Origin of the sequence: Pseudomonas paraeruginosa PA7, assembly GCF_000017205.1 — a bacterium.
GTDB lineage: Bacteria > Pseudomonadota > Gammaproteobacteria > Pseudomonadales > Pseudomonadaceae > Pseudomonas > Pseudomonas paraeruginosa.
In genome coordinates, this window is record NC_009656.1 from 436,930 (window position 1) to 462,005 (window position 25,076).

24 protein-coding genes are annotated in these 25,076 nt (G+C 68.3%); 14 read left to right on the top strand and 10 right to left on the bottom strand.

Features of this window, described 5'->3' with window-relative positions; all coding sequences use genetic code 11:
- Positions 1 to 37: 37 nt before the first annotated feature.
- The gene (locus PSPA7_RS02020; protein ID WP_012073949.1) at positions 38 to 691 is read right to left on the bottom strand and encodes a histidinol-phosphatase; all 654 of its coding nucleotides are present in this window, start codon (positions 689 to 691) and stop codon (positions 38 to 40) included.
- Positions 692 to 894: 203 nt separating this feature from the next.
- Between PSPA7_RS02020 and PSPA7_RS02025 the strand changes: the two genes are divergently transcribed.
- The 3 genes from PSPA7_RS02025 (at position 895) to PSPA7_RS02035 (ending at position 4,832) form a co-directional block, all read left to right on the top strand.
- Positions 895 to 1,374 (top strand): RNA pyrophosphohydrolase, encoded by a 480-nt coding sequence (locus PSPA7_RS02025; protein ID WP_003084400.1) that lies wholly within the window; start codon positions 895 to 897, stop codon positions 1,372 to 1,374.
- Positions 1,375 to 1,397: 23 nt separating this feature from the next.
- Positions 1,398 to 3,677 carry a phosphoenolpyruvate--protein phosphotransferase gene (ptsP, locus tag PSPA7_RS02030; RefSeq protein ID WP_012073950.1) on the top strand — a complete coding sequence of 760 codons (2,280 nt, stop codon included), beginning with the start codon at positions 1,398 to 1,400 and terminating at the stop codon, positions 3,675 to 3,677.
- A 117-nt stretch (positions 3,678 to 3,794) separates the two neighbouring features.
- Positions 3,795 to 4,832 (top strand): sensor domain-containing diguanylate cyclase, encoded by a 1,038-nt coding sequence (locus tag PSPA7_RS02035; protein ID WP_012073951.1) that lies wholly within the window; start codon positions 3,795 to 3,797, stop codon positions 4,830 to 4,832.
- Positions 4,833 to 4,836: 4 nt separating this feature from the next.
- Here the strand turns inward: PSPA7_RS02035 and PSPA7_RS02040 are convergent, their stop codons facing one another.
- Positions 4,837 to 5,592, bottom strand: a complete 756-nt coding sequence (locus PSPA7_RS02040; RefSeq protein WP_012073952.1) for an NRDE family protein — start codon at positions 5,590 to 5,592, stop codon at positions 4,837 to 4,839.
- Positions 5,593 to 5,713: 121 nt separating this feature from the next.
- On the opposite strand from PSPA7_RS02040, the gene PSPA7_RS02045 reads away from it, so the two are divergent.
- The 3 genes from PSPA7_RS02045 to PSPA7_RS02055 all read left to right on the top strand — a co-directional run bounded on the left by PSPA7_RS02045 (position 5,714) and on the right by PSPA7_RS02055 (position 8,323).
- Positions 5,714 to 6,496 (top strand): sulfite exporter TauE/SafE family protein, encoded by a 783-nt coding sequence (locus PSPA7_RS02045; RefSeq protein ID WP_012073953.1) that lies wholly within the window; start codon positions 5,714 to 5,716, stop codon positions 6,494 to 6,496.
- Between the two features lie 23 nt (positions 6,497 to 6,519).
- Complete coding sequence (gene lgt / locus PSPA7_RS02050; RefSeq protein ID WP_012073954.1) at positions 6,520 to 7,320, top strand: prolipoprotein diacylglyceryl transferase; 801 nt, start codon at positions 6,520 to 6,522, stop codon at positions 7,318 to 7,320.
- Between the two features lie 208 nt (positions 7,321 to 7,528).
- Entirely contained in the window at positions 7,529 to 8,323 is a 795-nt protein-coding gene (locus tag PSPA7_RS02055; RefSeq protein ID WP_012073956.1) for a thymidylate synthase, read from the top strand.
- Positions 8,324 to 8,359: 36 nt separating this feature from the next.
- Here PSPA7_RS02055 and PSPA7_RS02060 read toward each other — a convergent pair whose 3' ends face one another.
- Positions 8,360 to 9,736 (bottom strand): GTPase/DUF3482 domain-containing protein, encoded by a 1,377-nt coding sequence (locus PSPA7_RS02060; RefSeq protein WP_012073957.1) that lies wholly within the window; start codon positions 9,734 to 9,736, stop codon positions 8,360 to 8,362.
- The gene (locus tag PSPA7_RS02065; protein WP_012073958.1) at positions 9,729 to 11,108 is read right to left on the bottom strand and encodes a DUF2868 domain-containing protein; all 1,380 of its coding nucleotides are present in this window, start codon (positions 11,106 to 11,108) and stop codon (positions 9,729 to 9,731) included. The genes PSPA7_RS02060 and PSPA7_RS02065 overlap by 8 nt, the downstream gene beginning before the upstream one ends.
- Positions 11,109 to 11,295: 187 nt before the next feature.
- On the opposite strand from PSPA7_RS02065, the gene PSPA7_RS02070 reads away from it, so the two are divergent.
- Positions 11,296 to 11,658, top strand: coding sequence for a hypothetical protein (locus PSPA7_RS02070; RefSeq protein ID WP_012073959.1), 363 nt, complete (start codon positions 11,296 to 11,298; stop codon positions 11,656 to 11,658).
- A gap of 36 nt (positions 11,659 to 11,694) precedes the next feature.
- Here PSPA7_RS02070 and PSPA7_RS02075 read toward each other — a convergent pair whose 3' ends face one another.
- Entirely contained in the window at positions 11,695 to 12,852 is a 1,158-nt protein-coding gene (locus PSPA7_RS02075) for a glycerophosphodiester phosphodiesterase (RefSeq protein ID WP_012073960.1), read from the bottom strand.
- A gap of 210 nt (positions 12,853 to 13,062) precedes the next feature.
- On the opposite strand from PSPA7_RS02075, the gene PSPA7_RS02080 reads away from it, so the two are divergent.
- The 3 genes from PSPA7_RS02080 to PSPA7_RS02090 all read left to right on the top strand — a co-directional run bounded on the left by PSPA7_RS02080 (position 13,063) and on the right by PSPA7_RS02090 (position 15,786).
- Positions 13,063 to 14,157 carry a hypothetical protein gene (locus tag PSPA7_RS02080; RefSeq protein ID WP_012073961.1) on the top strand — a complete coding sequence of 365 codons (1,095 nt, stop codon included), beginning with the start codon at positions 13,063 to 13,065 and terminating at the stop codon, positions 14,155 to 14,157.
- The gene (locus tag PSPA7_RS02085) at positions 14,154 to 15,197 is read left to right on the top strand and encodes a hypothetical protein (protein WP_012073962.1); all 1,044 of its coding nucleotides are present in this window, start codon (positions 14,154 to 14,156) and stop codon (positions 15,195 to 15,197) included. Before PSPA7_RS02080 ends, PSPA7_RS02085 begins: the two co-directional genes overlap by 4 nt.
- Before the next feature lie 82 nt (positions 15,198 to 15,279).
- Positions 15,280 to 15,786, top strand: a complete 507-nt coding sequence (locus tag PSPA7_RS02090) for a dihydrofolate reductase (RefSeq protein WP_012073963.1) — start codon at positions 15,280 to 15,282, stop codon at positions 15,784 to 15,786.
- A 15-nt stretch (positions 15,787 to 15,801) separates the two neighbouring features.
- Here PSPA7_RS02090 and PSPA7_RS02095 read toward each other — a convergent pair whose 3' ends face one another.
- From PSPA7_RS02095 to pfpI, 5 genes are all read right to left on the bottom strand, one after another.
- A complete protein-coding gene (locus PSPA7_RS02095; protein ID WP_004368471.1) occupies positions 15,802 to 16,275 on the bottom strand; it encodes a metallophosphoesterase family protein in 474 nt (157 codons plus the stop codon).
- 137 nt (positions 16,276 to 16,412) lie between these two features.
- Complete coding sequence (locus tag PSPA7_RS02100) at positions 16,413 to 17,798, bottom strand: nucleobase:cation symporter-2 family protein (protein ID WP_004368469.1); 1,386 nt, start codon at positions 17,796 to 17,798, stop codon at positions 16,413 to 16,415.
- A 223-nt stretch (positions 17,799 to 18,021) separates the two neighbouring features.
- Positions 18,022 to 19,860 carry a dihydroxy-acid dehydratase gene (gene ilvD, locus PSPA7_RS02105; protein WP_012073964.1) on the bottom strand — a complete coding sequence of 613 codons (1,839 nt, stop codon included), beginning with the start codon at positions 19,858 to 19,860 and terminating at the stop codon, positions 18,022 to 18,024.
- Between the two features lie 327 nt (positions 19,861 to 20,187).
- Positions 20,188 to 21,384, bottom strand: coding sequence for a class I SAM-dependent rRNA methyltransferase (locus tag PSPA7_RS02110; protein WP_012073965.1), 1,197 nt, complete (start codon positions 21,382 to 21,384; stop codon positions 20,188 to 20,190).
- A gap of 72 nt (positions 21,385 to 21,456) precedes the next feature.
- Positions 21,457 to 21,996 carry a protease PfpI gene (gene pfpI / locus PSPA7_RS02115; RefSeq protein WP_012073966.1) on the bottom strand — a complete coding sequence of 180 codons (540 nt, stop codon included), beginning with the start codon at positions 21,994 to 21,996 and terminating at the stop codon, positions 21,457 to 21,459.
- A gap of 216 nt (positions 21,997 to 22,212) precedes the next feature.
- Here pfpI and PSPA7_RS02120 point away from each other — a divergent pair, with 216 nt between their 5' ends.
- From PSPA7_RS02120 to PSPA7_RS02135, 4 genes are all read left to right on the top strand, one after another.
- Positions 22,213 to 23,037, top strand: a complete 825-nt coding sequence (locus PSPA7_RS02120; protein WP_074197250.1) for an HDOD domain-containing protein — start codon at positions 22,213 to 22,215, stop codon at positions 23,035 to 23,037.
- A 58-nt stretch (positions 23,038 to 23,095) separates the two neighbouring features.
- Positions 23,096 to 23,908 (top strand): bifunctional DNA-formamidopyrimidine glycosylase/DNA-(apurinic or apyrimidinic site) lyase, encoded by an 813-nt coding sequence (mutM, locus tag PSPA7_RS02125; protein WP_004368457.1) that lies wholly within the window; start codon positions 23,096 to 23,098, stop codon positions 23,906 to 23,908.
- A 76-nt stretch (positions 23,909 to 23,984) separates the two neighbouring features.
- Positions 23,985 to 24,563: a lysophospholipid acyltransferase family protein gene (locus tag PSPA7_RS02130; RefSeq protein WP_012073968.1), complete on the top strand. Its 579-nt coding sequence runs from the start codon at positions 23,985 to 23,987 to the stop codon at positions 24,561 to 24,563.
- 83 nt (positions 24,564 to 24,646) lie between these two features.
- Positions 24,647 to 24,991 (top strand): hypothetical protein, encoded by a 345-nt coding sequence (locus tag PSPA7_RS02135; RefSeq protein WP_012073969.1) that lies wholly within the window; start codon positions 24,647 to 24,649, stop codon positions 24,989 to 24,991.
- Positions 24,992 to 25,076 lie beyond the last annotated feature (85 nt).

Genomic DNA, 25,076 nt, shown 5'->3' on the forward strand with positions numbered 1-25,076 from the left:
GTGGCGCCGCCCGTCGGACGGCGCGGTTGTCAGTGGGTCAACGCAGGGAAATGATCGGCCAGCCGCGTTTTTCCGCCTCGGCGCGCAGGCGAGGATCGGGGTCGACGGCCACCGGCCGGCTGACCTTCTCCAGCAATGGCAGGTCGTTCAGCGAGTCGCTGTAGAAGCTGGCGCCTTCCAGGTCCAGGCCGTTCTCGTCGAGCCAGCGTTGCAGGCGCACCACCTTGCCGCCCTGGAAGCAGGGTACGTCGAAGGTCTGCCCGGTGTAGCGGCCGTCGCGCATCTCGCACTCGGTGGCGATCAGGGTATCCACCCCGAGTCGTTCGGCGATCGGGCCGGTGACGAAGCGATTGGTGGCGGTGATGATCACCAGCCGGTCGCCGGCGGCGCGGTGCTCGGCGAGCAGCGCTTCGCCCTTGGCCAGCACGATCGGCTCGATGACTTCCCGCATGAACTGGCGGTGCCAGGTTTCCAGCTGGGCCATCTCGGTGCGGCCGAGAATCGCCTGGGTGAAGGCCTGGTAGGCGAGGACGTCGAGCTTGCCGGCCACGTAGTCGGCATAGAAGGCGTCGTTGCGCGCCTGGTATTCGGCGGCGTCGACCAGGCCGCGCTGGCACAGCCATTCGCCCCAGCTATGGTCGCTGTCGCCGGCGAGCAGGGTGTTGTCGAGATCGAAAAGGGCCAGACGCACGGGGTAACTCCATCGGTTGGCGGGTGGCGGAGGGGCCGCGAGAGCCTTTTGCGAAGGATCCCGCCGGGCCTTGGGAAAACCCCTAGCCTACCGGCTTTTGCCGGCCCTGTATCCTCCCCGCACGAGTCGCAAAGCCGCGCGTTGCCGCTATCACAAGCTTTATGGAACAATGCGGGCACATGCGATTTCGAGGATGTCCCAGCGTGATCGATTCCGATGGTTTTCGCCCGAATGTCGGCATCATTCTCGCCAACGAGGCGGGGCAGGTGCTGTGGGCGCGGCGTATCAATCAGGAAGCCTGGCAGTTCCCGCAGGGAGGCATCAATGATCGCGAAACGCCGGAAGAGGCGCTGTATCGCGAACTGAACGAAGAAGTCGGCCTGGAGGCCGGCGACGTGCGCATCCTGGCCTGCACCCGTGGCTGGCTGCGCTACCGCTTGCCGCAGCGCCTGGTGCGGACCCATAGCCAGCCGCTGTGCATCGGCCAGAAGCAGAAGTGGTTCCTGCTGCGGCTGATGTCCGACGAGGCGCGCGTGCGCATGGATATCACCAGCAAGCCCGAGTTCGATGGCTGGCGCTGGGTGAGTTACTGGTACCCCCTGGGACAGGTGGTGACCTTCAAGCGCGAGGTCTACCGCCGCGCCCTGAAGGAACTGGCCCCGCGCCTGCTGGCGCGGGACTGAACACGGAGACAAGGCCCCCGAGCATGCTCAACACGCTGCGCAAGATCGTCCAGGAAGTGAACTCCGCCAAGGATCTGAAGGCGGCGCTGGGCATCATCGTGCAGCGGGTCAAGGAGGCCATGGGTACCCAGGTCTGCTCGGTCTACCTGCTCGACACCGAGACCCAGCGTTTCGTCCTGATGGCCACCGAAGGCCTCAACAAGCGTTCCATCGGCAAGGTCAGCATGGCCCCCAGCGAAGGCCTGGTCGGCCTGGTCGGTACCCGCGAGGAACCGCTCAACCTGGAGAACGCCGCCGCCCACCCGCGCTACCGCTATTTCGCCGAGACCGGCGAGGAGCGCTACGCGTCGTTCCTCGGCGCGCCGATCATCCACCATCGGCGGGTGATGGGGGTGCTCGTGGTGCAACAGAAGGAGCGCCGCCAGTTCGACGAAGGCGAGGAGGCCTTCCTGGTCACCATGAGCGCGCAGCTCGCCGGGGTCATCGCGCATGCCGAGGCGACCGGCTCCATCCGTGGCCTGGGCAAGCTCGGCAAGGGCATCCAGGAGGCCAAGTTCGTTGGCGTGCCCGGCGCCCCCGGGGTCGGCGTGGGCAAGGCGGTGGTGGTATTGCCGCCGGCCGACCTGGAAGTGGTGCCGGACAAGCAGGTCGACGACATCGACGCCGAGATCGCCCTGTTCAAGCAGGCGCTGGAGGGCGTCCGCGCCGACATGCGCGCGCTGTCGAGCAAGCTCGCCAGCCAGTTGCGCAAGGAAGAACGCGCGCTGTTCGACGTCTACCTGATGATGCTCGACGATGCCTCCATCGGCAACGAGGTCAAGCGCATCATCCGCACCGGCCAGTGGGCCCAGGGCGCCCTGCGCCAGGTGGTGATGGAACACGTGCAGCGCTTCGAACTGATGGATGACGCCTACCTCCGCGAGCGCGCCTCCGACGTCAAGGACATCGGCCGGCGCCTGCTCGCCTACCTGCAGGAAGAGCGCAAGCAGAACCTGACCTACCCGGAACAGACCATCATCGTCAGCGAGGAACTCTCCCCGGCGATGCTCGGCGAGGTGCCGGAAGGGCGCCTGGTCGGCCTGGTCTCGGTGCTCGGCTCGGGCAACTCGCACGTGGCGATCCTCGCCCGCGCCATGGGCATCCCCACGGTGATGGGGGCGGTCGACCTGCCGTATTCCAAGGTCGACGGCATCGACCTGATCGTCGACGGCTACCACGGCGAGGTCTACACCAACCCCTCCGCCGAACTGGTGCGCCAGTACAGCGACGTGGTCGCCGAGGAGCGCGAGCTGAGCAAGGGCCTGGCGGCCCTGCGCGAACTGCCCTGCGAGACCCTCGACGGCCACCGCATGCCGCTCTGGGTCAACACCGGCCTGCTCGCCGATGTCGCCCGCGCCCAGGAGCGCGGCGCCGAGGGCGTCGGCCTGTACCGCACCGAAGTGCCGTTCATGATCAACGACCGCTTCCCCAGCGAGAAGGAACAGCTGGCGATCTACCGCGAGCAGCTCAGCGCCTTCCACCCGTTGCCGGTGACCATGCGCACCCTGGACATCGGTGGCGACAAGGCGCTGTCCTACTTCCCGATCAAGGAAGACAACCCGTTCCTCGGCTGGCGCGGCATCCGCGTCACCCTCGACCACCCGGAGATCTTCCTGGTCCAGACGCGCGCCATGCTCAAGGCCAGCGAGGGCCTGGACAACCTGCGCATCCTGCTGCCGATGATCTCCGGCACCCACGAGCTGGAGGAGGCGTTGCACCTGATCCACCGCGCCTGGGGCGAGGTCCGCGACGAGGGCGTCGACATCGCCATGCCACCGATCGGGATGATGGTCGAGATTCCCGCGGCGGTGTACCAGACCCGCGAGCTGGCGCGCCAGGTCGATTTCCTCTCGGTCGGCTCCAACGACCTGACCCAGTACCTGCTCGCCGTCGACCGCAACAATCCCCGTGTCGCCGACCTCTACGACTACCTGCACCCCGCCGTCCTCCACGCGCTGAAGAAGGTGGTCGACGACGCCCACCTGGAAGGCAAGCCGGTGAGCATCTGCGGCGAGATGGCCGGCGACCCCGCCGCCGCCGTGCTGCTGATGGCGATGGGCTTCGACAGCCTGTCGATGAACGCCACCAACCTGCCCAAGGTGAAGTGGCTGCTGCGCCAGATCTCCCTGGACAAGGCCCGCGACCTGCTCGGCCAGTTGCTCACCTTCGACAACCCGCAGGTCATCCACAGCTCGTTGCACCTGGCGTTGCGCAACCTCGGGCTGGGCCGGGTGATCAACCCGGCGGCCACCGTCCAGTCCTGACTCCCCGCGCGCCGGTCGCTTCGTCGTCCGGCGCTTACGCTTTGCGCGCAAGCGTATAGACTGCCTGCCATTCGGTAGAGGCCACTGGCCAGTCGAACGTGCGAGGGATTGCCGCAAATGGATGAACGGGCGTCGAAACCGCCGGGTCTTCTTCCGCTGTCACGCGAAGACCTTGAGAAGACCCTGCGTTATGCCCTGGAGATCGTCAGCGACGGGATCTGGGACTGGAATATCGCCACCAACCAGGTGAGCCGCAGCGCCGGCTGGTACCTGATGCTCGGCTATCCGCCGAACAGCCTGCCGGAGAGCGTGGACACCTGGAAGGGCATCATCCACCCCGAGGACTACCCTGGGGTGATGGCCAGCTTCCAGGCCTATCTCGATGGCGAAAGCCCGGAATACTGCGAGGAATACCGCTGCCGGACCTACAGCGGCGATTACCTGTGGATCAGCGATCGCGGACGCTTCGTCGAGTTCGACGAACGTGGCGAGCCGCGGCGGATGATCGGCGCGCACCATGAGATCCACCAGCGCAAGCTGGTCGAGCTGGAGCTGCAACAGCGCAACGAGGAGCTGTTCGACTGGAACCTGCGCCTCGAGGAACTGGTGGCCGAGCGCACCGAGGCGCTGCATCGGGTCAACCAGGCGCTGGCCCTGAAGATGGCCGAGGCCCAGCGCCTGAGCGAGATCGACCCGCTCACCGGGCTGTACAACCGGCGCAAGTTCGAACAGTGCCTGCACCAGGAGTGGATGCGCCGGCAGCGCCACGGACGCTCCACGGCGCTGGTGATGATCGATATCGACCACTTCAAGCGGATCAACGACCTGTTCGGCCATTCCATCGGCGACAGCGTGCTGGTGGACTTCGGCCACCTGATCGCCGGCGAGCTGCGCGAAGTCGATGTTCTGGCGCGCTGGGGGGGCGAGGAGTTCATCCTGCTGCTCCCGGAAACCGCCTTGGAGGCCGCCGCGGCGCTGGCTGAGCGGCTGCGCCAGCGGGTCCGTGGCCAGCCGTTCGAGGTCTGCGGGCGCTTGACCGCGAGCTTCGGCGTCGGCGTGCTGGACGACGGCGAAACCCTCGACCTGCTGCTCTGCCGGGTCGACGACGCGCTCTACCGGGCCAAGCAACGGCGCGACTGCGTGACCTGCTGCTGAGTCTTCAGTCCGGCGGCAGCACCAGGCTGACTTCGCCGAGGCGGGCGCCGGAGGGGCCGAAGCTGCGCTCGACGATCTCCCGCGAGCCGTCGGCGTGCACCCGCAGCGCGGTGCTGGCCCGGGTGCCGTAGCTGGGGCTGGCGATGAACACGCTGGAGAGCAGGCGCTCGGTGGCCAGGCCGACGCCGGTGTCCGGCAACTGGCCGTCGGTGGCCGGCTGTGGGTCGGCCAGCAGCTCCAGCAGGGCGTGCGGATGCGGCTCGGCGAGGCGTTCGGCAAGCGCCGCGCGGGCCTTGAGGAGTTTCGGCCAGGGACTGTCGAGCGCGGCGTTGGACAACCCGTAGACGCCCGCCGGCAGCAGTAGTGGCGGGCCGACGCGGGGGTTGTAGTGCCAGAGCTGGTGGCGGTCGCCGACCAGCAGGTTGAAGCCGGAATAGTCCGCGGCGCGCTCAGCGACCCGGGCCAGGTAGTCGGCCGGGTTGCCGCCGTCGCGCAGGAAGTCCGCCACCAGTTCGCCGCGCGAGCGCTTGCCGAGCGGCTGTGACGGATCGCGGACATTGGTCAGGGCGGCGAAGCGGCCGGCCGGGCCGAGCCCCAGCCAGGTGCCGCCGGCCTCCAGGTCGCGCCCGGCGAATACCCCCTCGGCGTCCTCCCAGGCCGCCAGCGGCAGGCTTGGACGGGCGTAGAACTCGTCACGGTTGGCGGCGACCAGCAGCGGCAGGGCGTGTCCCGGTTGCCAGGCGAAGACGATCAGGCACATGCGCGATCCTTGGAGTGGGCAGGCCGTCAGGCTAAAGGCATCGGCCATCGCCGTTCAAGCACGACGCCTGCCGCGCCGCGCGCAATTCCGTTACCATGCCGGCTTTCCAACGGGGGCGTGCATGGAGTTTCTCCTCTATATCGTGCTGGGCGCCTGCGCCGGCGTGCTGGCCGGACTGTTCGGCGTCGGCGGCGGCCTGATCATCGTCCCGGCGCTGGTGTTCAGCTTCACCGCGCACGGTTTCGGCGGCGACGTCCTGACCCAGATGGCGGTCGGCACTTCGCTGGCGACCATCGTCTTCACCTCGATCAACTCCATTCTCGAACATCACCGGCGCGGTGCGGTGCGCTGGCCGGTATTCGCCTGGATGACCCTCGGCATCCTCATCGGCAGCGCCCTCGGCGCGCTGACCGCGGCGCAGATCAAGGGACCGCTGCTGCAGAAGATCATCGGTGTGTTCGCCATCCTGGTCGCCCTGCAGATGACCCTCGACCTCAAGCCCAGGGGCCGACACGAGGTGCCCGGCAAGGGCGGGCTGACCGTCGCCGGCGCGGTGATCGGCTGGGCCTCGGCGATCTTCGGCATCGGCGGCGGTTCGCTGACCGTGCCTTTCCTCAGCTGGCGCGGCGTGCCGATGCAGCAGGCGGTGGCGACCTCCTCGGCCTGCGGCCTGCCTATCGCCATCTCCGGCGCGCTGTCGTTCATCGCGGTCGGCTGGCATAACCCGCAGTTGCCGGAGTGGAGCCTGGGCTACGTCTATCTGCCGGCGTTGGTCGGCATCGCCGCCACCAGTATGCTGTTCGCCCGCTTCGGCGCGCGCCTGGCCCACCGCCTGTCGCCGCGCGGGCTCAAGCGCCTGTTCGCCCTGCTGTTGTTCAGCGTGGGCGTGAGTTTCCTGATCTAGCTTTCTTGCCCTAGGAGTTATCGATGCTGACGTATCCCCAGATCGATCCGGTTGCGCTGGCCATCGGCCCGTTGAAGATCCACTGGTACGGGCTGATGTACCTGATCGGGATCGGCGGCGCCTGGCTGCTGGCGTCGCGCCGGATGAAACGCTTCGACCCGAGCTGGACCAAGGAGCGCCTGTCCGACCTGGTGTTCTGGGTCGCCTGCGGCGTGATCCTCGGCGGTCGCCTGGGCTACGTGCTGTTCTACAACCTGGACGAGTACATCGCCAATCCGACGCTGATCTTCGAGGTCTGGAAAGGCGGCATGTCCTTCCATGGCGGGCTGCTCGGCGTGATGCTGGCGGTCTGGTGGTTCGGCAAGCGCCATGGCAAGAGCTTCTTCCAGCTGATGGACTTCATCGCCCCGCTGGTGCCGATCGGCCTGGGCGCCGGGCGCATCGGCAACTTCATCAACTCGGAGCTGTGGGGCAAGGTCAGCGACGTGCCCTGGGCCATGGTCTTCCCCAACGGCGGCCCGCTGCCGCGGCATCCGTCGCAGCTGTACCAGTTCGCCCTGGAAGGCGTGGCGCTGTTCGTCATTCTCTGGCTGTTCACCCGCAAGCCACGGCCGACCGCCTCGGTCTCCGGCCTGTTCGTGCTGTGCTACGGGATCTTCCGCTTCGTCGTCGAGTTCGTCCGCGTGCCGGATGCCCAGCTCGGCTACCTCGCCTGGGGCTGGCTGACCATGGGGCAGGTGCTCTGCGTACCGATGGTGCTGGCCGGCATTGCCCTGATGGTCTGGGCCTACCGCCGCGACGCGGCGCAGCCGAAGGCGGCCTGAGGGGCCGCTTCCGATGGTCGGGGCGGATAACGTCGCAGGCGTCATCCGCTCCGGGCGGCCGGCCTTCCCCGCCAGGGCGCGCATGGCTTGCGCCGGTCGCGGCGAACTGGCGATGCAGCCGCCGCCACCGTAGACTTGGCCATCTTTCTTTCATCCCTCGGTGGGAGCCGCGACGCCGGCGCCGCACCGATATCGATCCGGGCCTCCGATGAAACAGTACCTCGACCTGATGCGCCATGTGCGCGAGCACGGCACCTTCAAGAGCGACCGCACCGGCACCGGCACCTATAGCGTGTTCGGCTACCAGATGCGCTTCGACCTGGCCGCGGGCTTCCCCCTGGTGACCACCAAGAAGTGCCACCTCAAGTCGATCGTCCACGAGCTGCTGTGGTTCCTCCAGGGCTCCACCAATATCGCCTACCTCAAGGAACACGGCGTCTCGATCTGGGACGAGTGGGCCGACGAGAACGGCGACCTCGGTCCGGTGTACGGCTACCAGTGGCGCTCCTGGCCGGCACCGGACGGCCGGCACATCGATCAGATCGCCAACCTGATGACGATGCTGAAGAAGAATCCGGACTCGCGCCGGCTGATCGTCTCCGCCTGGAACCCGGCGCTGATCGACGAGATGGCGCTGCCGCCGTGCCACGCGCTGTTCCAGTTCTACGTCGCCGACGGCAAGCTCAGCTGCCAGCTCTACCAGCGTTCGGCGGATATCTTCCTCGGCGTACCCTTCAACATCGCCAGCTACGCCCTGCTGACCCTGATGGTGGCGCAGGTCGCCGGCCTGCGGCCGGGCGAATTCATCTGGACCGGCGGCGATTGCCACCTGTACGCCAACCACCTGGAGCAGGCCGACCTGCAGCTGACCCGCGAACCGCTGCCGCTGCCGAGCATGAAGCTGAATCCCGAGGTGAAGGATCTGTTCGACTTCCGCTTCGAGGACTTCGAGCTGGTCGGCTACCAGGCCCATCCGCACATCAAGGCGCCGGTCGCGGTCTGACCGGCCGGCGGAGCCTCCGGGCTCCGCCTGTTCCTCTCATTCACCGCTGTCGGCCAGGTGTTCGGCCAGCGCGTCGATCTGTTCCTGGCGGTCGCCGCCGCCCGCACGCCTGCCGTTGAGCGACGACCACTCCGGATGCGCGCGCGCCTTGCGCAACGCTTCCGGCAGCTTGCCTTCGCGCCACTGCCTGTCTTCCGGGGTCTCCAGGCGGATCGCCTCGAGCGCCGCGTGGCCGCGTGTCTGCAGGGCCGCCAGGAGTTGCCGTTGGCGCAGCGCGAGCAGGCGCAGCACGGCGTCGTTGACGGTCAGCTCGCGGGCGCCCTTGAGCTTGCCGAGCAGGCGCGAACCGTAGTGGCCGACGGTCTGCCAGGCGCCGCCGGCGAGGGCGCCGAGGGCGGCGGCGGCGCCAAGGGTGACGCCGCCCACCAGCAGGTCGATGCCGGCGCCGGCCGCGGCGCCGGCCGCAACCCCGCCGCCGAGGCGGATACCGAGCTGGCGCAGGGTCTCCGGATTGAACAGATCGTCGCCCCAGCGGCCGTCGAGCAGCGGCAGGTCGGCGGCGCGGGCGTCGTCCCTGGCGAAGGCGTAGAGCCGCAGCAACGCTTCCACGCAGGCCTGTTCGCGCTTGCGCACCTGCTGGTGCAGATCGCGGGTGGCTTCCTGCACCGCGCTTTCGGCGCTGGCCACCAGGCGCCGGCAGGCGGCGACGTCGACCAGCAGTTCGGCGATCAGCCGTTGCCCGGCGCGCAGGCGCGCGGCGGCCTGTGCCTCATGGTCGGCGATCAGCCGGTCGAGCTGCGGCCGGGCGCGCTCCAGCAGCAGCGCCAGGCTCTCGTAGAGGCGCCGTTCGCCGTCCAGCGGCGGGGCCACGCTGTCGAAACGCACCAGGGCGTGCAGGCCGAGGCGGGCGAGGGCGGCGCGCCACTCCTCCTCGCGATGCCGCGGGCTGGCGACGAAGTTCAGCACCGGCAGCAGCGGCCGGCCGCAGCCGGCGAGCACCGCCAGTTCGTCGCGATACTTGGCCAGCACCGGTTCGCGGGCGTCGATCACGTAGAGCCCGGCGTCGGAGGCGAGCAACTGGCGGACCACCTTGGATTCCTGTTCGAAACGCCCGCGCGCTTCGTTGCTGTCCAGCAGTCGGGCCATGCGTTCCGGGCCATCGAGACGCTCGCCGGGGCGCTCCAGGGCGTCCAGGTAGTCGAGCAGGGCGATGGCGTCTTCCAGGCCGGGCGTGTCGTAGAGCTCCAGCAGCGCTTCGCCGTCCACCGACAGCCTGGCGCCCTCGACGTGGCGGGTGGTGCTGGGGCGATGGGAGACTTCGCCGAATCCGCGGTCGCGGGTCAGGGTGCGCAGCAGCGAGGTCTTGCCGGTATTGGTGTGGCCGACCACGGCCAGGATCAGCGGCTCAGTCATGGCCGGTCTCCAGCCAGGCCAGCGGCGAGGTCTCGCCGTGCGGCAGTTGCAGGCGTTCCAGGGCGGCGTGCCAGTCGCCCAGGCGGTCGCTGTCGAGCGCTTCGCCGGGCGGAGCCTGGAGCAGCCAGATGCGGGTGCTGGCGGCGCAGCGGGCGAGTTCGCCGAGCAGCGCCAGGCTGCCGCGGTCCGGCGAGCGGCGCGGGTCGCAGGCGATGGCCAGGCGCGCCGGCGGGTAGCGTGTCAGTTGTTCGAGCAGGCGGCGGCGCTGTTGGCCGTCGTCGAGGATGCCGGCGTCGGCGATGCCTTCGGCGAGCTTCGGCGGCCAGGGCCGGCGATCGTCCACCGCCACCAGTACCGCTCCGGCGGCTTCCTGGGCGGACTGGCCGCCCTGCGGCTCCGGCAGCCAGTCCGGCGCCGCGTCGCTGACGCCAAGGCGTTCGCTGGCCGGCATCAGGCGTTCGCGCAGCAGGCTGTAGCCGGGGTCGTCGAGGTCCAGGTCGAGACCGGCCAGGCCGCGTTTCCAGCGCCACAGGCAGAACAGCCCGAGCAGCAGGCGTGGCAGCACGCCGTAGACCAGCAGCACGCCTACCAGCCAGCCGGCCCAGGCATGTCGCGCCGTTTCGCCGGCCAGGGCGGCATCGCCGCTGGCGCGGATCAGCTCGGCGTCCGGCAACGGGAAGCCAAGCAATGCCGGCAGGGCGCCGAGCGCCTGGGTGAGGCCGACGAAGGTATCGCTACCGAGGATGGTGGTTTCCCAGACGAAACCGTAGCGGCGGGTCGCCAGCAGGCCGAGCAGCAGCGCCAGCGCGGCCAGCAGGCCGAGCAGCCAGAGCCCGTGGACCAGCGCGCCGAGGCCCCAGCGCGCCAGCCGGCGCCGGCCGAGCAGGACCAGTAGCGCCGGCGCCAGGTGCGCGGCGCGGGCGTCGCGCGCCAGCTTGCCGCTGAGCCACAGCCAGAGCCGGCCGAGCGCGCCCGCGGCCTCACCGCCGGCGAGCAGGCCGATGGCCCAGCCGAGCAGGGTCAGCAGGTGCAGGCCGAGCAGGCTGGCCAGCGCCCAGAACACGTTGACCGGACGCTGGCCGTCGCCGAGCGCGGCGAAGGCCAGTCCGGCGCCGCTGGCCAGGGCCAGCACCAGCAGCAGGGCCAGCGCCAGCCTCGATCCTTGGCGCCAGGTGCGCTGGGCCTCCAGCAGGCCTTCGCGGCGGCCGAGCCAGTGGGCACGGGTGAGAATGCGGCGCGGCAGGGAACCGCCCTGGGCCAGTGCCTGACGAACCGCCTCGCTGTCTTCCAGCGGGCCGGCCTGCTCCTCGCGCAGGCGAACGGCCTCGGTCAGCCAGAGGGCGTCGAGGCCGGGATGCGTGGTGTGACTCAAGTCACCTCCTGTGTCGATTTCCCTGCCGGGTGTGAATCCCGGTCGGACAAAGGCGTCTGATCAGCGCAAACATAGCAAAAAGCACCCATGCGGCTCATGCCGGCCTTCGCGACGGCGGGCGATGGGCGTGGTATTTCGACTGGCGCCGTGGCGAAAGCGTTCGGCGCCGGGGCAAGAGGAGCGCGAGATGAAGGTGGTACGCCGATGGCCTCTGGCGCTGTGGCTGGCAATGACCGGCACGCTGGCCGACGAGTTGCCCGACGGTTCGTTGCTGCAACGCTACGGCGTGGCGGCCGACCAGTTGCCGGCGCTGACGGCGGAGCCGCAGCCGCGCAAGGAGAAGGTGGAAGCGCCGGCGCGCTTCCGCCTGGCGCCGGAACAACCGTTGGTGACCTTTGGCGTCAAGGAGCCACAGGACGCGGAGCCCACCGGCAATCCGTCCATCGACGCCATGCATGAGCGTGATCGGCGGCTTTGCCGGAGGATCAGGCAGGAAGCGTTGGAAAAGGGCAAGGCGTCGCCGTTCGACAGCTATATCGGCTGCCCGTGAGGACGGCGCCGTGCCCGGGCGCCGTCCGCGACACCGTCAGCGCTGTTCGCGCAGGCGCACGGCGACGTCCGGCTGGTCGCTGAACAGGCCGTCGATGCCGGCGTCGAGGTAGGCCCTGATCTCGCCGGCCAGGTCGCCACGCGACTGCGGGTTGCCGTCGGCGCTGCGGAATTCCGCCGGAAGGAAGCTGTTTTCCGCGCGGAAGGTGTAGGGATGCACCTTCAGCCCGGCGGCGTGGGCGTCGCCGACGAAGCGGGTCGGCTGGCCGAGGTTGTCGTTGGCATCGCGGGGAATCACGTAGCTCTTGTCCGGACCGACCCCGTAGGCGTAGCGCGCCACTTGGCGCAGGCCCTTGGCGGTGGCCATCTCGGCGTAGGTCAAGCTGCCGCCGGTGGCCTGCTGGTCATAGGGCTGGCCGCTGCCGTAGAGCTGGATCAGGCGGATGCCGGTGAGGCGCTTGAGTTCCTTCAGGTTGTTCACCTCGAAGGACTGGATGAATACCGGCGCGCTCGGACCGAGGTAGCCGTTGCGGTGCAGGGTCTTCACCAGCGGACGCTCCATGGCCAGGCCGAGGCGCTGGAAGTGGGTGCCGTGCTTGATCTCCGGGTACAGGCCGATGCTGCGCTGCTGGCTGATTTGCAGGCTTTTCACCAGGTCGATGATCTCCTGCAGGGTGGGAATCTCGAAGGTGCCGTCCAGGCGCGCATTGCCCGGGCGGATCGTGGGGATGCGCTCGATGGCGCGCAGGGTCTTCAGTTCGGCGAGGGTGAAGTCTTCGCTGAACCAGCCGGTGAGTTCCACTCCGTCGACTTTCTGCGTGCGCTTGCGGTCGGCGAATTCGGGGTGCCGGGCGACATCGGTGGTCAGGCCCAGCTCGTTGTCGTGGCGCGCGACCATCTTGCCGTCGCGGGTCATCACCAGGTCCGGCTCGATGTAGTCGGCGCCCATCATCACCGCCAGGGCGTAGGCGCCCAGGGTGTGTTCCGGTACGTAACCACTGGCGCCCCGGTGGGCGATGACCAGCGGCGAGCGCTCCTGGCCGGCCGGGTGGCGGGCGGAGGCCTGGCCCTGGGCCCAGTCGATGGCGCGTTGCACATTGCCGGTGTCGGCGGAGGCGGAGGCGGCGCTGGCCAGGCCAGCGGCGAGCAGCAGGCAGGCGGCGCCGAGCTGGCGGCGCAGGAAGGCTGATTGCATGACGGGTCCTCGTCGGCGGTTCGGGAGTGTTCCAGTCCAGCAGAGTGACGCAGCCAGGTGATACTTCTTTGCCCGTTTCGCGACATTCCCGTGACAATCGCTGCCAGCGTGTCGACGTCGGCGTTTTCCCGGCCAATCCAACGAAAGGGGCGGCCGGCCGGGGCAGGGTATAGGGTGACGGGCGCTCGCATAACAATGAGAGGACCGGCCATGGCCTCCCCGCAACCTGCCTCCGCGTTTCCCTGCCTGTCGCTGCAACTGGCCTGCCTGTTGCTGGGCGCCTGGCTGGCCTTCGATGCCCATGGTGGCGGCCAGGCCGTGGCGCCGCCGGCCCGCGCCGAAGCGCGTGTGCCGACGGCCGCTACCGATGACTGGGGGCGCCAGCCGGACAGCCTGATGAGCGGCGTGCCGCCGCGCACGCTGGAGGCGAGCGTCGGAGCTCGCGGCTCGGGGTCGGCGAGTTCGCGGCTGTGGATCGCCGATACCGACTTCCGCCTGCACGACGACATCGGTTTCTTCATCCGGCGCATGCTGATCCGCATGGAACCGTCTCGTCCCGGCACGCCCTTGTTGCTCGACGATCCGACGGCGATGGTGGCGCGGATCCAGGCCGGCGAGATCTTCGTCAGCGACGCCACCCTGGCGACCCTGCTCAATCAGGACCTCGCCGCGTCCCGCGCCGCCGTGCGCAACCTCAGGATGAGCACCCGCAAGGACGGTCAGGAAGTGCGTGGCGAGTTGTTGCGCAAGGGCCGCTGGCGGCCGTTGCGGATGCTCACCGAGATCGAGCCGAGCGGTCCGCTGGAGGTGACCCTGATACCGCGGCGGATCTTCGTCGACGGGGTCGAGGTCACTTCGTCGCTGGCGGCCGCCTCGATCGAGATGTCCGAGGTGCTGAAGCTGAAGACCCGGCACATGGAACTGGTCGGCAACCGCATCCGCGTCGACCTCGACGGTTTGTTCCCGCCGCCGCGCCTGGACTTCCGCGTCAGCCGCCTGGCCCTGGCCGACGGCGGCCTGCAACTGGCCCTCGGCGATCCCCTGGACAGCCTGCAATGGCCGGCGCTGCGGGCGCCGGACAGCTACATGTTCATCGAGGGCGGCGACATCAAGATGGCGCGCACCGTGCTGGTCAAGGCCTACGCCCTGTTCACCAGCCTCAGCCCCGAGCGGCCGCTGCTGTTCAACCTCTACGACTACCGGCGGCAACTGCAGAATGGCGTGATCCGCCTGCGCGAGGACGGCATGGTGCAGATCGCCGTGTCGCCGGTGAAGGCGCCGGCGCCGCTGGAGGCACGGCTGTGAGCCGGCGTCCGTGGGGCGTGCCGCTGCTCGGCTGCTGCCTGTTGGCGGCCGGCGCGGCCCAGGCCGAAAGCGCCATCGACAGGCAGCAGCGCGAACTGGCCCTGCTGCGCGAGGGCTGGTACCGGCAGGTCCCGCCGGCGCCGCTGCCGCTGCCCATGCGTGCGGCCGGGCCGGCGGATTCCGGCCAGGATGGCGTCGGCATACTGCTGCGCAACGTGGACATGTACCTGCGCGGCAACATCGGTTTCCACGTGCCCGAGGTGAAGGGCTGGCTGGTGCCGAACCGGGCCGGCCAGCCGGTGGACTTCGACCGCCCGCAGGACATGCATTTCCAGGTGATGGAAGGCGAGGTGCTGCTCAGCCCGCGGCAACTGGCCAACCTGTTCAACGAGCACATCCTCGCCTATGACGGGACCATGCTGAAGGACTTTCGCATGAGCAGCGCGGCGGGACGCCTGGAGGTGGAGGGGCGGGTGCGTCCGTTCGGGGTAGGGCCGTGGCTGCCGTTGCGGCTGGGCGGCGGCGTGGAGGTGGACGCGGGCAGCGGCGCGCTGGTCTATCGTCCCGACCAGTTGAAGGTGATCGGCCTGCCGCTGTACGGGGCGATGAGCCTGGTCGGCCTGCCGATGTCGGCGCTGGTCAGCCTCGATCGGCCGGGGGCGAGCCTGGTCGGCAGCGCCATGCGCCTGGACTACCGCAAGGTCTTCCCGCTGCTCGGCATCGACGGCCAGGTGCAGGAGGCATGGCTCGACGACCAGGGCCTGCACCTGCGTTTCTCCCAGGCGCCCGGCCGGCCGTCGCCGGTGTTCAGCCCGCCGGCCGTGGCGGGCCCGTCCTTCCTCTGGCTACAGTCCGGCGACCTGAAGATCTTCGAAATCCTCATCACCTACGCCCAGGTGCTGCTGAAGACCGAAAAGCCGGAGCAGGTGCTGACCTTCAACCTGCGGGACTACCGCAAGGTCCTGGCGACCGGCACCACCCAGGTCAACGAGGATGGCACCTTCTTCATGCAGGTGCCGCCCTATGCCAATCCCTTGTAGGCCGGCCCGCACAGTTGGCCTGGAGTCCGCCGGCGCGAGTGTTTATCCTCGCGCCTTTGTCCTTCCACGATGAGGTAACCCCATGGCACGACCGCTGGCGATGATCGCCGCCCTTGGCGAGAACCGCGCGATCGGCATCGACAACCGCCTGCCCTGGCGCCTGCCGGCCGACCTCAAGCATTTCAAGGCGATGACCCTCGGCAAGCCGGTGATCATGGGGCGCAAGACCTGGGACTCGCTGGGTCGGCCGCTGCCGGGCCGGCTCAACCTGGTGGTCAGCCGCCAGGCCGGCCTGGCGCTGGAGGGCGCGGAAGTGTTCGCCAGCCTGGACGCCGCGCTGGTGCGCGCCGAAGAGTGGGCGCAGGCGGAGGACGCCGACGAGCTGATGCTGATCGGCGGTGCCCAGCTCTATGCCGAGGCCTTGCCGCGCGCCGAGCGTCTGTACCTGACCCGGGTGGGCCTGGCGCCGGAAGGCGACGCCTTTTTCCCCGAGATCGATGACGCGGGCTGGCGCCTGGCGTCGAGCATCGAGCACGCCGCGGCTGACGATGCGCCGGCCTACGCCTTCGAGGTGTGGGAGCGCCGCTGACGGTGCCAGGCGGGGTCAGAGGGTGATCAGCTGCGCCTCGACCTTCTTCCCCGCCACTTCCAGCACGCCGATCCCGATCGGCAAGCTGAAGCGCCGCGGCCCGGCGCTGCCCGGGTTGAGGTAGAGCACGCCGTCGCGCTCCTCCTTCAACGGTTTGTGCGAGTGGCCGGCGACCACCACGTCGATGCCTTCGGCGGCCGGGTCGAGGTCGAGTCGCTTGAGATCGTGCAGCACGTACAGGGTCAACCGGCCGATCTTCAGCAGCAGGCGCTCGGGAATGTCCGCCGCCCAGTCCTGGGTGTCGTTGTTGCCACGGACCACCGAGAGCGGCGCCAGGCGCTCCAGCTCGGCGAGGATTTCCGGCTTGCCGATGTCGCCGGCGTGGATCAGCTGGTCGCAGCCGCGCAACCGTTCCAGCGCCTCGGGCCGGAGCAGGCCATGGGTGTCGGCGATCAGGCCGATGCGCAACGGGCGGCGGGACTGGGGCATGGGCGCGGGTCCGGGTTGCGGGACGGAAGAGGGGCCGATGGACATGGCCCTGCCGTCGATCATACCCAACCATTGGCCGGGTAAGAAAACCCTGTCGGCGAAAACCGCGACGCCACCCGGAGGTGGCGCCGCGCGTATCACTGTTCGGCTCTCTGGGCCGGGCTTTCCGGCAGGAACCAGTTCAGCAGCAGGGCGCAGATGCCGCCGGTGGCGACCCCTGATTCCAGCACGTTGCGCAGCGCCGCCGGCATGTGCGCGAGGAACTCAGGCACCTGCGACACACCAAGGCCCAGGGCCAGGGACACGGCGATGATCAGCAGGGCGCGACGGTCCAGCTGGATACCGGCGAGGATGTTGATGCCCGAGGCGGCCACCGCGCCGAACATCACCATCGCCGCGCCGCCCAGCACCGGCTCCGGCACCGCCTGGATGACCCCGGCGACGCTCGGGAACAGGCCGAGCAGGACCAGCATGGCGGCGATCCACAGGCCGATGTAGCGGCTGGCCACGCCGGTGAGCTGGATCACTCCGTTGTTCTGGGCGAACACCGAGCTGGGGAAGGTATTGAAGATACCGGCAAGGAACGAGTTGGCGCCGTTCACCAGCACGCCGCCCTTGATCCGCTGCATCCACAGCGGGCCTTCCACCGGCTGCTTCGACACCTTGCTGGTGGCGGTGACGTCGCCGATGGCTTCCAGGGAGGTGACCAGGTAGATCACCAGCATCGGGATGAACAGCGGCCAGGAGAAGTCCAGGCCGAAGTGCAGCGGGGTCGGTACCTGGAACAGCTCGGCCTGGTGCATGCCGGTGAAGTCCAGGCGACCGAGGTAGCCGGCCAGCGCGTAGCCGACGGCCAGGGCGATAACGATGGCGCAGCTGCGCATCCATACCACCGGGATGCGGTTGAGCACCACGATGATGCCCAGCACCACGCCGGACAGCAGCAGGTTCTCGCCGTTGGCGAAGGTACCGTCGGACATCGCCGAGAAGCCGCCGCCCATGCTGATCAGACCGACCTTGATCAGGGTCAGGCCGATCATCAGCACGACGATGCCGGTCACCAGCGGCGTGATCAACCGCTTGACGAACGGCAGTATGCGCGAGATGCCCATCTCGACGAAGGAGCCGGCGATGACCACGCCGAAGATCGCCGCCATCACGCTTTCCACCGGCGTGCCCTGCTTGACCATCAGCGCCCCGCCGGCGATCAGCGGGCCGACGAAGTTGAAGCTGGTGCCCTGGACGATCAGCAGTCCGGCGCCGAACGGGCCGAAGCGCTTGCACTGGACGAAGGTGGCGATGCCGGAGATCACCAGCGACATCGACACGATCAGGTTGGTGTCGCGCGGCGATACGCCCAGCGCCTGGCAGATCAGCAGGCCGGGGGTGACGATCGGCACGATGATCGCCAGCAGATGCTGGAGGGCGGCGAGCAGGGCGATGGGAGCGCTGGGACGGTCGTCCAGGCCGTAGACCAGGTCGTTGCGGGGGCTGGCGTCCGACGGGCTTTGCAGGGAACTCATGGTGGCGGTCCGGGGAAAAAGAGCGCGATTTTACTGGGCGAACGCGGTCTCGCCCAGGCCTGGCTGGGCCGCATGTCGGTGGATAACGCGTCATGCGCCCTACGGCTGGAACGTGGGTGAGCGGTAGGGCGGATAACCGCTTGCGGTTATCCGCCATTCGGCGTGCGCACGGGCGGATGAAAAAGCCCGGCGCGGGACCGGGCTTTTTTCGTCGCGGGACGATTCAGCCGTCCAGCAGCGCCTTGTTGCGTACCGCGCCCTTGTCGGCGCTGGTGGCGAGCAGGGCGTAGGCCTTGAGCGCGGTGCTGACGCGACGGGCGCGCGGCGCGGCCGGCTTCCACCCCTTCCTGTCCTGTTCGGCGCGGCGGGCGGCGAGTTCTTCGTCGCTGACCAGCAGGTTGATCGAGCGATTGGGAATGTCGATCAGCACCTTGTCGCCGTCCTGCACCAGGCCGATGGCGCCGCCAGCGGCGGCTTCCGGGGAGGCATGGCCGATGGACAGGCCCGAAGTACCGCCGGAGAAGCGTCCGTCGGTGAGCAGGGCGCACTGCTTGCCCAGGCCCTTGGACTTCAGGTAGCTGGTCGGATAGAGCATTTCCTGCATGCCCGGCCCGCCCTTCGGCCCTTCGTAGCGGATGATCACGATGTCGCCGGCCTTCACCTCGTCGCCGAGGATGCCTTTCACCGCGGCGTCCTGGCTTTCGAAGATCTTCGCGCGGCCTTCGAACACGTGGATCGACTCGTCGACCCCGGCGGTCTTCACCACGCAGCCGTCGAGGGCGATGTTGCCGTAGAGCACGGCCAGCCCGCCTTCCTTGGAATAGGCATGCTCGACGCTGCGGATGCAGCCCTCGGCGCGGTCGTCGTCCAGGCTCGGCCAGCGGGTGTTCTGGCTGAACGCGGTCTGGGTCGGGATGCCCGCCGGACCGGCCTTGAAGAAGGTGTGCACGGCTTCGTCGCGGGTCTGGGTGATGTCCCACCGGGCGATGGCGTCGGCCATGCTCGGGCTGTGCACGGTGGCGACGTCGGTATGCAGCAGTCCGCCACGGGCCAGTTCGCCGAGGATGGAGAAGATGCCGCCGGCGCGATGCACGTCTTCCATGTGGTACTTCTGGATGTTCGGCGCCACCTTGCACAGTTGCGGCACCTTGCGCGACAGGCGGTCGATGTCGCGCAGGTCGAACGGCACCTCGGCCTCCTGGGCGGCGGCCAGCAGGTGCAGGATGGTGTTGGTCGAGCCGCCCATGGCGATGTCCAGGGTCATGGCGTTCTCGAAGGCCTTGAAGTTGGCGATATTGCGCGGCAGCACGCTGTCGTCGCCTTCGCCGTAGTAGCGCTGGCAGAGTTCCACGGCCAGGCGCCCGGCGCGCAGGAACAACTGCTCGCGGTCTGCGTGGGTGGCCAGGGTCGAGCCGTTGCCCGGGAGCGACAGGCCGAGGGCCTCGGTCAGGCAGTTCATCGAGTTGGCGGTGAACATGCCGGAGCAGGAGCCGCAGGTCGGGCAGGCGCTGCGCTCGTACTCGGCGACCTTTTCGTCGGAGCAGGAGTCGTCGGCGGCCACCACCATGGCGTCGACCAGGTCCAGGCCGTGGCTGGCCAGCTTGGTCTTGCCGGCCTCCATCGGCCCGCCGGAGACGAACACTACCGGGATGTTCAGGCGCAGCGCGGCCATCAGCATGCCGGGGGTGATCTTGTCGCAGTTGGAGATGCAGACGATGGCGTCGGCGCAGTGGGCGTTGACCATGTACTCCACGGAGTCGGCAATGATCTCCCGGCTCGGCAGCGAATAGAGCATGCCGTCGTGGCCCATGGCGATGCCGTCGTCGACGGCGATGGTGTTGAATTCCTTGGCCACGCCGCCGGCCTTCTCGATCTCGCGGGCGACCAGCTGGCCGAGGTCCTTCAGGTGCACGTGGCCGGGCACGAACTGGGTGAAGGAGTTGGCGATGGCGATGATCGGCTTCTTGAAGTCTTCGTCCTTCATCCCGGTGGCGCGCCAGAGGGCGCGGGCGCCGGCCATGTTGCGGCCGTGGGTGGAGGTTTTCGAACGGTAATCGGGCATGACGATTTCCTGCGGCTAATCAGGTTCGGGTTATGACTGTATCGTGAGCGTCGAGGGAACCGGATGCAAACGGGGAATAGCCGAGTGTACGGAGTTGGCCGGGGTCTGAATGGGGTCACCATTGGCGACGGCCTGGGCTCACTGCCCGCCGGGGGATGATTGGCGAGGAATGCCCGGATTCTAAGCCCAGAGCGGGCGAATGGGGAAGGCTGGCGGTCGGCGGAACGGCGCGTCGCGACCGGGCTGGCGTCTTGCGCCGCCCGTCGCGCCATGAGCTGCGCTGGCTGTAGGGCGGATGAGCGCAGGCGCACATCCGCCGGGACGGGCTCAGCCGTTGGGCAGCAAGCGGCAGGTCAGGCTCTTGATGTAGCGGGTTTCCGGGATCGCCAGGTGCACCGGGTGATCGGGGCCCTGGCCGCCGCGCTCGAGCAGCTGGATGTTGCGGTCGAGATGGCGGGCGCTGCCGATCAGGATGTCCTGCAGGTCGTTCTCGGGCAGGTGCATCGAGCAGGAGGCGCTGACCAGGATGCCGTCCTTGCTCAGCAGGCGCATGGCCTGTTCGTTGAGACGGCGGTAGGCGGCCTCGCCGTTCTTCAGGTCCTTCTTGCGCTTGATGAAGGCCGGCGGGTCGGCGATCACCACGTCGAAGCGCTCGTCGGCGGCCTTCAGCTCACGCAGCGCCTCGAACACGTCGCCCTCGACGCAGGCGACCTTCTCCGCCACGCCGTTCAGCGCCGCGTTGCGCTCGACGCCGTCGAGGGCGAAGGCGGACGCGTCCACGCACATCACTTCGCTGGCGCCGAAGGCGGCGGCCTGGATGCCCCAGCCTCCGATATAGCTGAACAGGTCGAGGACCCGCTTGCCCTGTACGTAGGGCGCCAGGCGCGCGCGGTTCATGCGGTGGTCGTAGAACCAGCCGGTCTTCTGCCCGGCCAGCACCGGCGCCTCGAACCTCACGCCGTTCTCTTCCAGGGCGACCCACTCCGGCACCTCGCCGTAGGCGTTGGCCACGTAGCGCTCCAGGCCCTCGGCGTCGCGCGCGCTGGAGTCGTTCTTCCAGAGCACGGCGGCAGGCTTGAGCACCTGCAGCAGGGCGGCGAGCACCTCGTCCTTGCGCAGTTCCATGGCGGCGGAAGCCAGTTGCACCACCAGCACGTCGCCGAAGCGGTCGACCACCAGGCCGGGCAGCAGGTCGGAATCACCGTAGACCAGCCGGTAGAACGGCTTGTCGAAAAGCCGCTCGCGCAGGCTGAGGGCGATGTTGATGCGATGAACCAGCAGCGACTTGTCCAGAACGTGCTTGGTATCGCGGGAAATGAGGCGGCCGCAGATGAGATTGTTCGGGCTCAGCGCGACGACTCCCAGCGGCTTGCCGTTGGCCATTTCCAGCACGGCCTGGTCGCCGGCGGCGAAGGCGTTCAGTGGCGTCGCGGCGACATCCACCTCGTTGCTGTAGACCCACAGGTGGCCGGCGCGCAGGCGGCGCTCGGCGTTGGCTTTGAGACGCAAGCTGGGCAGGGTCATGGGAAAGGCTCCGGCAAAAGAGCGCGATTATAGCGCAGCGACGGGGTTCGCCGCTGCGCGAACGCGAGCCGTTCAGCCGGCGAGGATGTCGATGAAGCGACGGCTGAAGGCGGGGATGTCGTCGGGTTTGCGGCTGCTGACCAGCTTGCCGTCCACCGCGACTTCCTGGTCCACCCAGTGGCCGCCGGCATTGTTGATGTCGTCCTTGAGCGACGGCCAACTGGTCAGGGTACGGCCCTGCACCAGGCCGGCGGAGATCAGCAGCCAGGCGCCGTGGCAGAACACCGCCACCGGCTTGCTCGCCTGCTCGGCGCGGATCACCAGTTCCTGGGCCTTGGCCAGGCTGCGGATCTGGTCGGAATTGACCACCCCTCCGGGCAGCAGCAGGGCGTCGTAGTCGTCCAGGCTGGCGTCTTCGAAGGTGCCGTCGACGCGGAAGGCGTCGGCTGGCTGGTGATGGTTCCAGCCGCGCACCTCGCCGCTCTTGTCGGAAAGAATCCTTACCGTGGCGCCGGCGTCTTCCAGGGCCTTTTTCGGACCGGTCAGTTCGACCTGTTCGAAACCGTCGGTCACCAGGGCGGCGACGACCTTGCCGTGCAGGGATTGGGTCATGGCGTGTCTCCCGATATCAGAAGGGGTATTCATTCCGACCCTGGCGGCTGCGGGAAAAGTTCCATGTCCGTTGCCTGGCGCCGCTTTTCCGGCAGAAGCCCGCCCCATGGCGGGGTTCTCCGGGTAAACTGCGCGCACCGTCAACTTTCGCCTTCGCCCCTCATGGTCCAAGAACTCACCGCCGAGCAGATCCGCCAGGCCCTGCAAGGCATCAGCGTGCCGCCGCAACCCCAGATCATGGTCGACCTGCAGATGGAGCAGGTCATGCCCAATCCGGACCTGAAGAACATCGCCAGGCTGATCAGCCAGGACCCGGGCCTTTCCGGCGCCCTGCTGAAGCTGGTGAACTCGCCGTTCTTCGGCCTGGCCAACCGCATCACTTCGATCCAGCGCGCGGTGAACCTGCTGGGCAGCCGCTCGGTGATCAACCTGATCAACGCCCAGTCGATCAAGGGCGAGATGAGCGACGACACCATCGTCACCCTCAACCGTTTCTGGGACACCGCCCAGGACGTGGCCATGAGCTGCCTGAGCCTGGCCAAGCGGATCGGCTACGAATCGGTGGACGAGGCCTACGCCCTCGGCCTGTTCCACAACTGCGGCATTCCGCTGATGCTCAAGCGCTTCCCGCACTACATGGCGGTGCTGGAAGAGGCCTACGCCGCGGCCAGCGACGAACGCCGGGTGGTGGACACCGAGAACCGCGTGCTGAACACCAACCACGCGGTGGTCGGCTACTACACGGCGCGCTCCTGGCGCCTGCCGGAGCACGTCTGCGAAGCGATTGCCAACCACCACAACGCGTTGTCGATCTTCGGCGACGAGTCGGCACGCGACACCCAGCTGAAGAACCTGCTGGCGATCCTGAAGATGGCCGAGCACATCTGCGGCTCGCACCGGATTCTCGGCAACCAGCCGGAAGACCACGAGTGGAACAGCATCGGCGCGCTGGTGCTGGACTACGTCGGTCTCACCGACTATGACTTCGAGAACCTCAAAAGCTCGATCCTCGAGCTGGGCGTCGGCCAGGGCAGCTACTGACTGGTCGCGCCGCGGCGCTTCCTGCTAAGGTGCGGCGGTCAACCGGATTGCTGCCGCCATGCCTGAACTACCCGAAGTCGAAACCACCCGCCGGGGCATCGCCCCCTACCTCGAAGGCCAGCGCGTCGAGCGCGTCATCGTGCGCGAGCGGCGCCTGCGCTGGCCGATCCCCGAAGACCTGGACGTGCGCCTGTCCGGACAACGCATCGTCAGCGTCGAGCGGCGCGCCAAGTACCTGCTGCTGGGCGCCGAGGCCGGCACCCTGATCAGCCACCTCGGCATGTCCGGCAGCCTGCGGCTGGTCGAGAGCGGCACCCCGGCCAGCCGCCACGAGCACGTCGACATCGAGCTGGCCTCCGGGATGTCCCTGCGCTACACCGACCCGCGGCGCTTCGGCGCGATGCTCTGGAGCCTGGCTCCGCTGGAGCACGAACTGCTGCGCAACCTCGGTCCGGAACCCTTGACCGATGCCTTCGCCGGCCAGCGCCTGTTCGAGCTGTCGCGTGGACGGAGCATGGCGGTCAAACCGTTCATCATGGACAACGCGGTGGTGGTCGGGGTCGGCAACATCTACGCCAGCGAAGCGCTGTTCGCCGCCGGCATCGACCCGCGCAAGCCCGCCGGGAGCATCTCCAAGGCGCGCTACCTGCGCCTGGCCGAGGAGATCAAGCGGATCCTGGCGATCGCCATCGAGCGCGGCGGCACCACCCTGCGCGATTTCGTCGGCGGCGACGGCCAGCCCGGTTACTTCCAGCAGGAATTGTTCGTCTACGGTCGTGGCGGGGAGTTCTGCAAGGTCTGCGGCAGCACCCTGCGCGAGATCCGGCTAGGCCAGCGCGCCAGCGTGTACTGCCCGCGCTGCCAACGCTGAAACGCCGCGCAGCGCGTACTCTACCGCCAGAAGAAGGGCCGCCATGGTGAGCGGCCTGCCATAAGAAAGGTGCACGATGTCCGGCAACTACCTGCCTCGCAATACCCTGGTCGAGTCGCTCGGCCATGCCATGCTGAAACTCTCCGGCTGGAAGATCGAGGGCCAATTGCCCGCGCTCGACAAGTTCGTGGTGATCGGCGCCCACCACACCTCGAACTGGGACTTCGTGGCCTTCCTCGCCGCCAAGTTCGTCCTGCGCCTGAACGCCCGCTGGTTCGGCAAGCACACCCTGTTCAACGGCCCGCTGGGCGGACTGATGCGGCGCTGGGGCGGCATCCCGATCCAGCGCCATCTGAAGCTGAATACCGTGGACCAGGCGATCCAGGCCTTCGGCGAGCACCGCGAGTTCATGCTGATCATCGCCCCGGAAGGCACGCGCAAGAAGGTCGACCGCTGGCGCATGGGCTTCTACCACATCGCCCGCGGCGCCGGCGTGCCGGTGGTGCCGGCGGCTCTGGACTACGAGAACCGGCGGATCGTCATCGGCGAACCCTTCTGGCCGACCGGCAACGAGGACGCCGACCTGCGCGGCCTGATCGGCTTCTACCGGCCGTTCATCCCGAAAAAGCCGCACTACGCATTCCTCGGCGATTGAAGGCGGTCACGCTGGCACTACCCGCAGCGCTGTTATAGTTAGGCGATATCTGCCCAACCAAAAAACCAGAAAGGACCGCCTCCATGAACCTGTTTCGCACCACCGCGCTCGTGCTGGCGCTGACCACCGGGCTGTCGTCGATGCCCGCGCTGGCGGATGCCGTACAGGAAAACGCCAGCGGCGACCCGATGTACACCGCCGACGCGCCACCCGCGTACGCCATGATCGGCGACCTGCTCATCGCCCGTCCGTTCCTGATCGCCGCCACGGCCATCGGCGCCGTGGCCTTCGTGGTCAGCCTGCCGTTCACCGCGGCCAGCGGCAGCGTTGGCAAGGCCGGGCAGGCGCTGGTGGTCGATCCGGGCAAGGAAGCCTTCGTCCGCTGCCTGGGCTGCACCACCAGCGGCTACAACCACGACGAAAGCTGAGTTTCCAGCGGGATGAAAAAAAGCCGGTCATCGACCGGCTTTTTGTTTTCTCGATGTATTGCAGGGGGCACGGAGATTGGGCTAA

Coding starts and splice junctions, on each gene's coding strand:
- ptsP (WP_012073950.1), top strand. CDS start 1,398: ATGCTCAACACGCTGCGCAAGATCGTCCAGGAAGTGAACTCCGCCAAG.
- PSPA7_RS02035 (WP_012073951.1), top strand. CDS start 3,795: ATGGATGAACGGGCGTCGAAACCGCCGGGTCTTCTTCCGCTGTCACGC.
- PSPA7_RS02040 (WP_012073952.1), bottom strand. CDS start 5,592: ATGTGCCTGATCGTCTTCGCCTGGCAACCGGGACACGCCCTGCCGCTG.
- PSPA7_RS02045 (WP_012073953.1), top strand. CDS start 5,714: ATGGAGTTTCTCCTCTATATCGTGCTGGGCGCCTGCGCCGGCGTGCTG.
- lgt (WP_012073954.1), top strand. CDS start 6,520: ATGCTGACGTATCCCCAGATCGATCCGGTTGCGCTGGCCATCGGCCCG.
- PSPA7_RS02055 (WP_012073956.1), top strand. CDS start 7,529: ATGAAACAGTACCTCGACCTGATGCGCCATGTGCGCGAGCACGGCACC.
- PSPA7_RS02060 (WP_012073957.1), bottom strand. CDS start 9,736: ATGACTGAGCCGCTGATCCTGGCCGTGGTCGGCCACACCAATACCGGC.
- PSPA7_RS02070 (WP_012073959.1), top strand. CDS start 11,296: ATGAAGGTGGTACGCCGATGGCCTCTGGCGCTGTGGCTGGCAATGACC.
- PSPA7_RS02075 (WP_012073960.1), bottom strand. CDS start 12,852: ATGCAATCAGCCTTCCTGCGCCGCCAGCTCGGCGCCGCCTGCCTGCTG.
- PSPA7_RS02080 (WP_012073961.1), top strand. CDS start 13,063: ATGGCCTCCCCGCAACCTGCCTCCGCGTTTCCCTGCCTGTCGCTGCAA.
- PSPA7_RS02090 (WP_012073963.1), top strand. CDS start 15,280: ATGGCACGACCGCTGGCGATGATCGCCGCCCTTGGCGAGAACCGCGCG.
- PSPA7_RS02095 (WP_004368471.1), bottom strand. CDS start 16,275: ATGCCCCAGTCCCGCCGCCCGTTGCGCATCGGCCTGATCGCCGACACC.
- PSPA7_RS02100 (WP_004368469.1), bottom strand. CDS start 17,798: ATGAGTTCCCTGCAAAGCCCGTCGGACGCCAGCCCCCGCAACGACCTG.
- ilvD (WP_012073964.1), bottom strand. CDS start 19,860: ATGCCCGATTACCGTTCGAAAACCTCCACCCACGGCCGCAACATGGCC.
- PSPA7_RS02110 (WP_012073965.1), bottom strand. CDS start 21,384: ATGACCCTGCCCAGCTTGCGTCTCAAAGCCAACGCCGAGCGCCGCCTG.
- pfpI (WP_012073966.1), bottom strand. CDS start 21,996: ATGACCCAATCCCTGCACGGCAAGGTCGTCGCCGCCCTGGTGACCGAC.
- mutM (WP_004368457.1), top strand. CDS start 23,096: ATGCCTGAACTACCCGAAGTCGAAACCACCCGCCGGGGCATCGCCCCC.
- PSPA7_RS02130 (WP_012073968.1), top strand. CDS start 23,985: ATGTCCGGCAACTACCTGCCTCGCAATACCCTGGTCGAGTCGCTCGGC.
- PSPA7_RS02135 (WP_012073969.1), top strand. CDS start 24,647: ATGAACCTGTTTCGCACCACCGCGCTCGTGCTGGCGCTGACCACCGGG.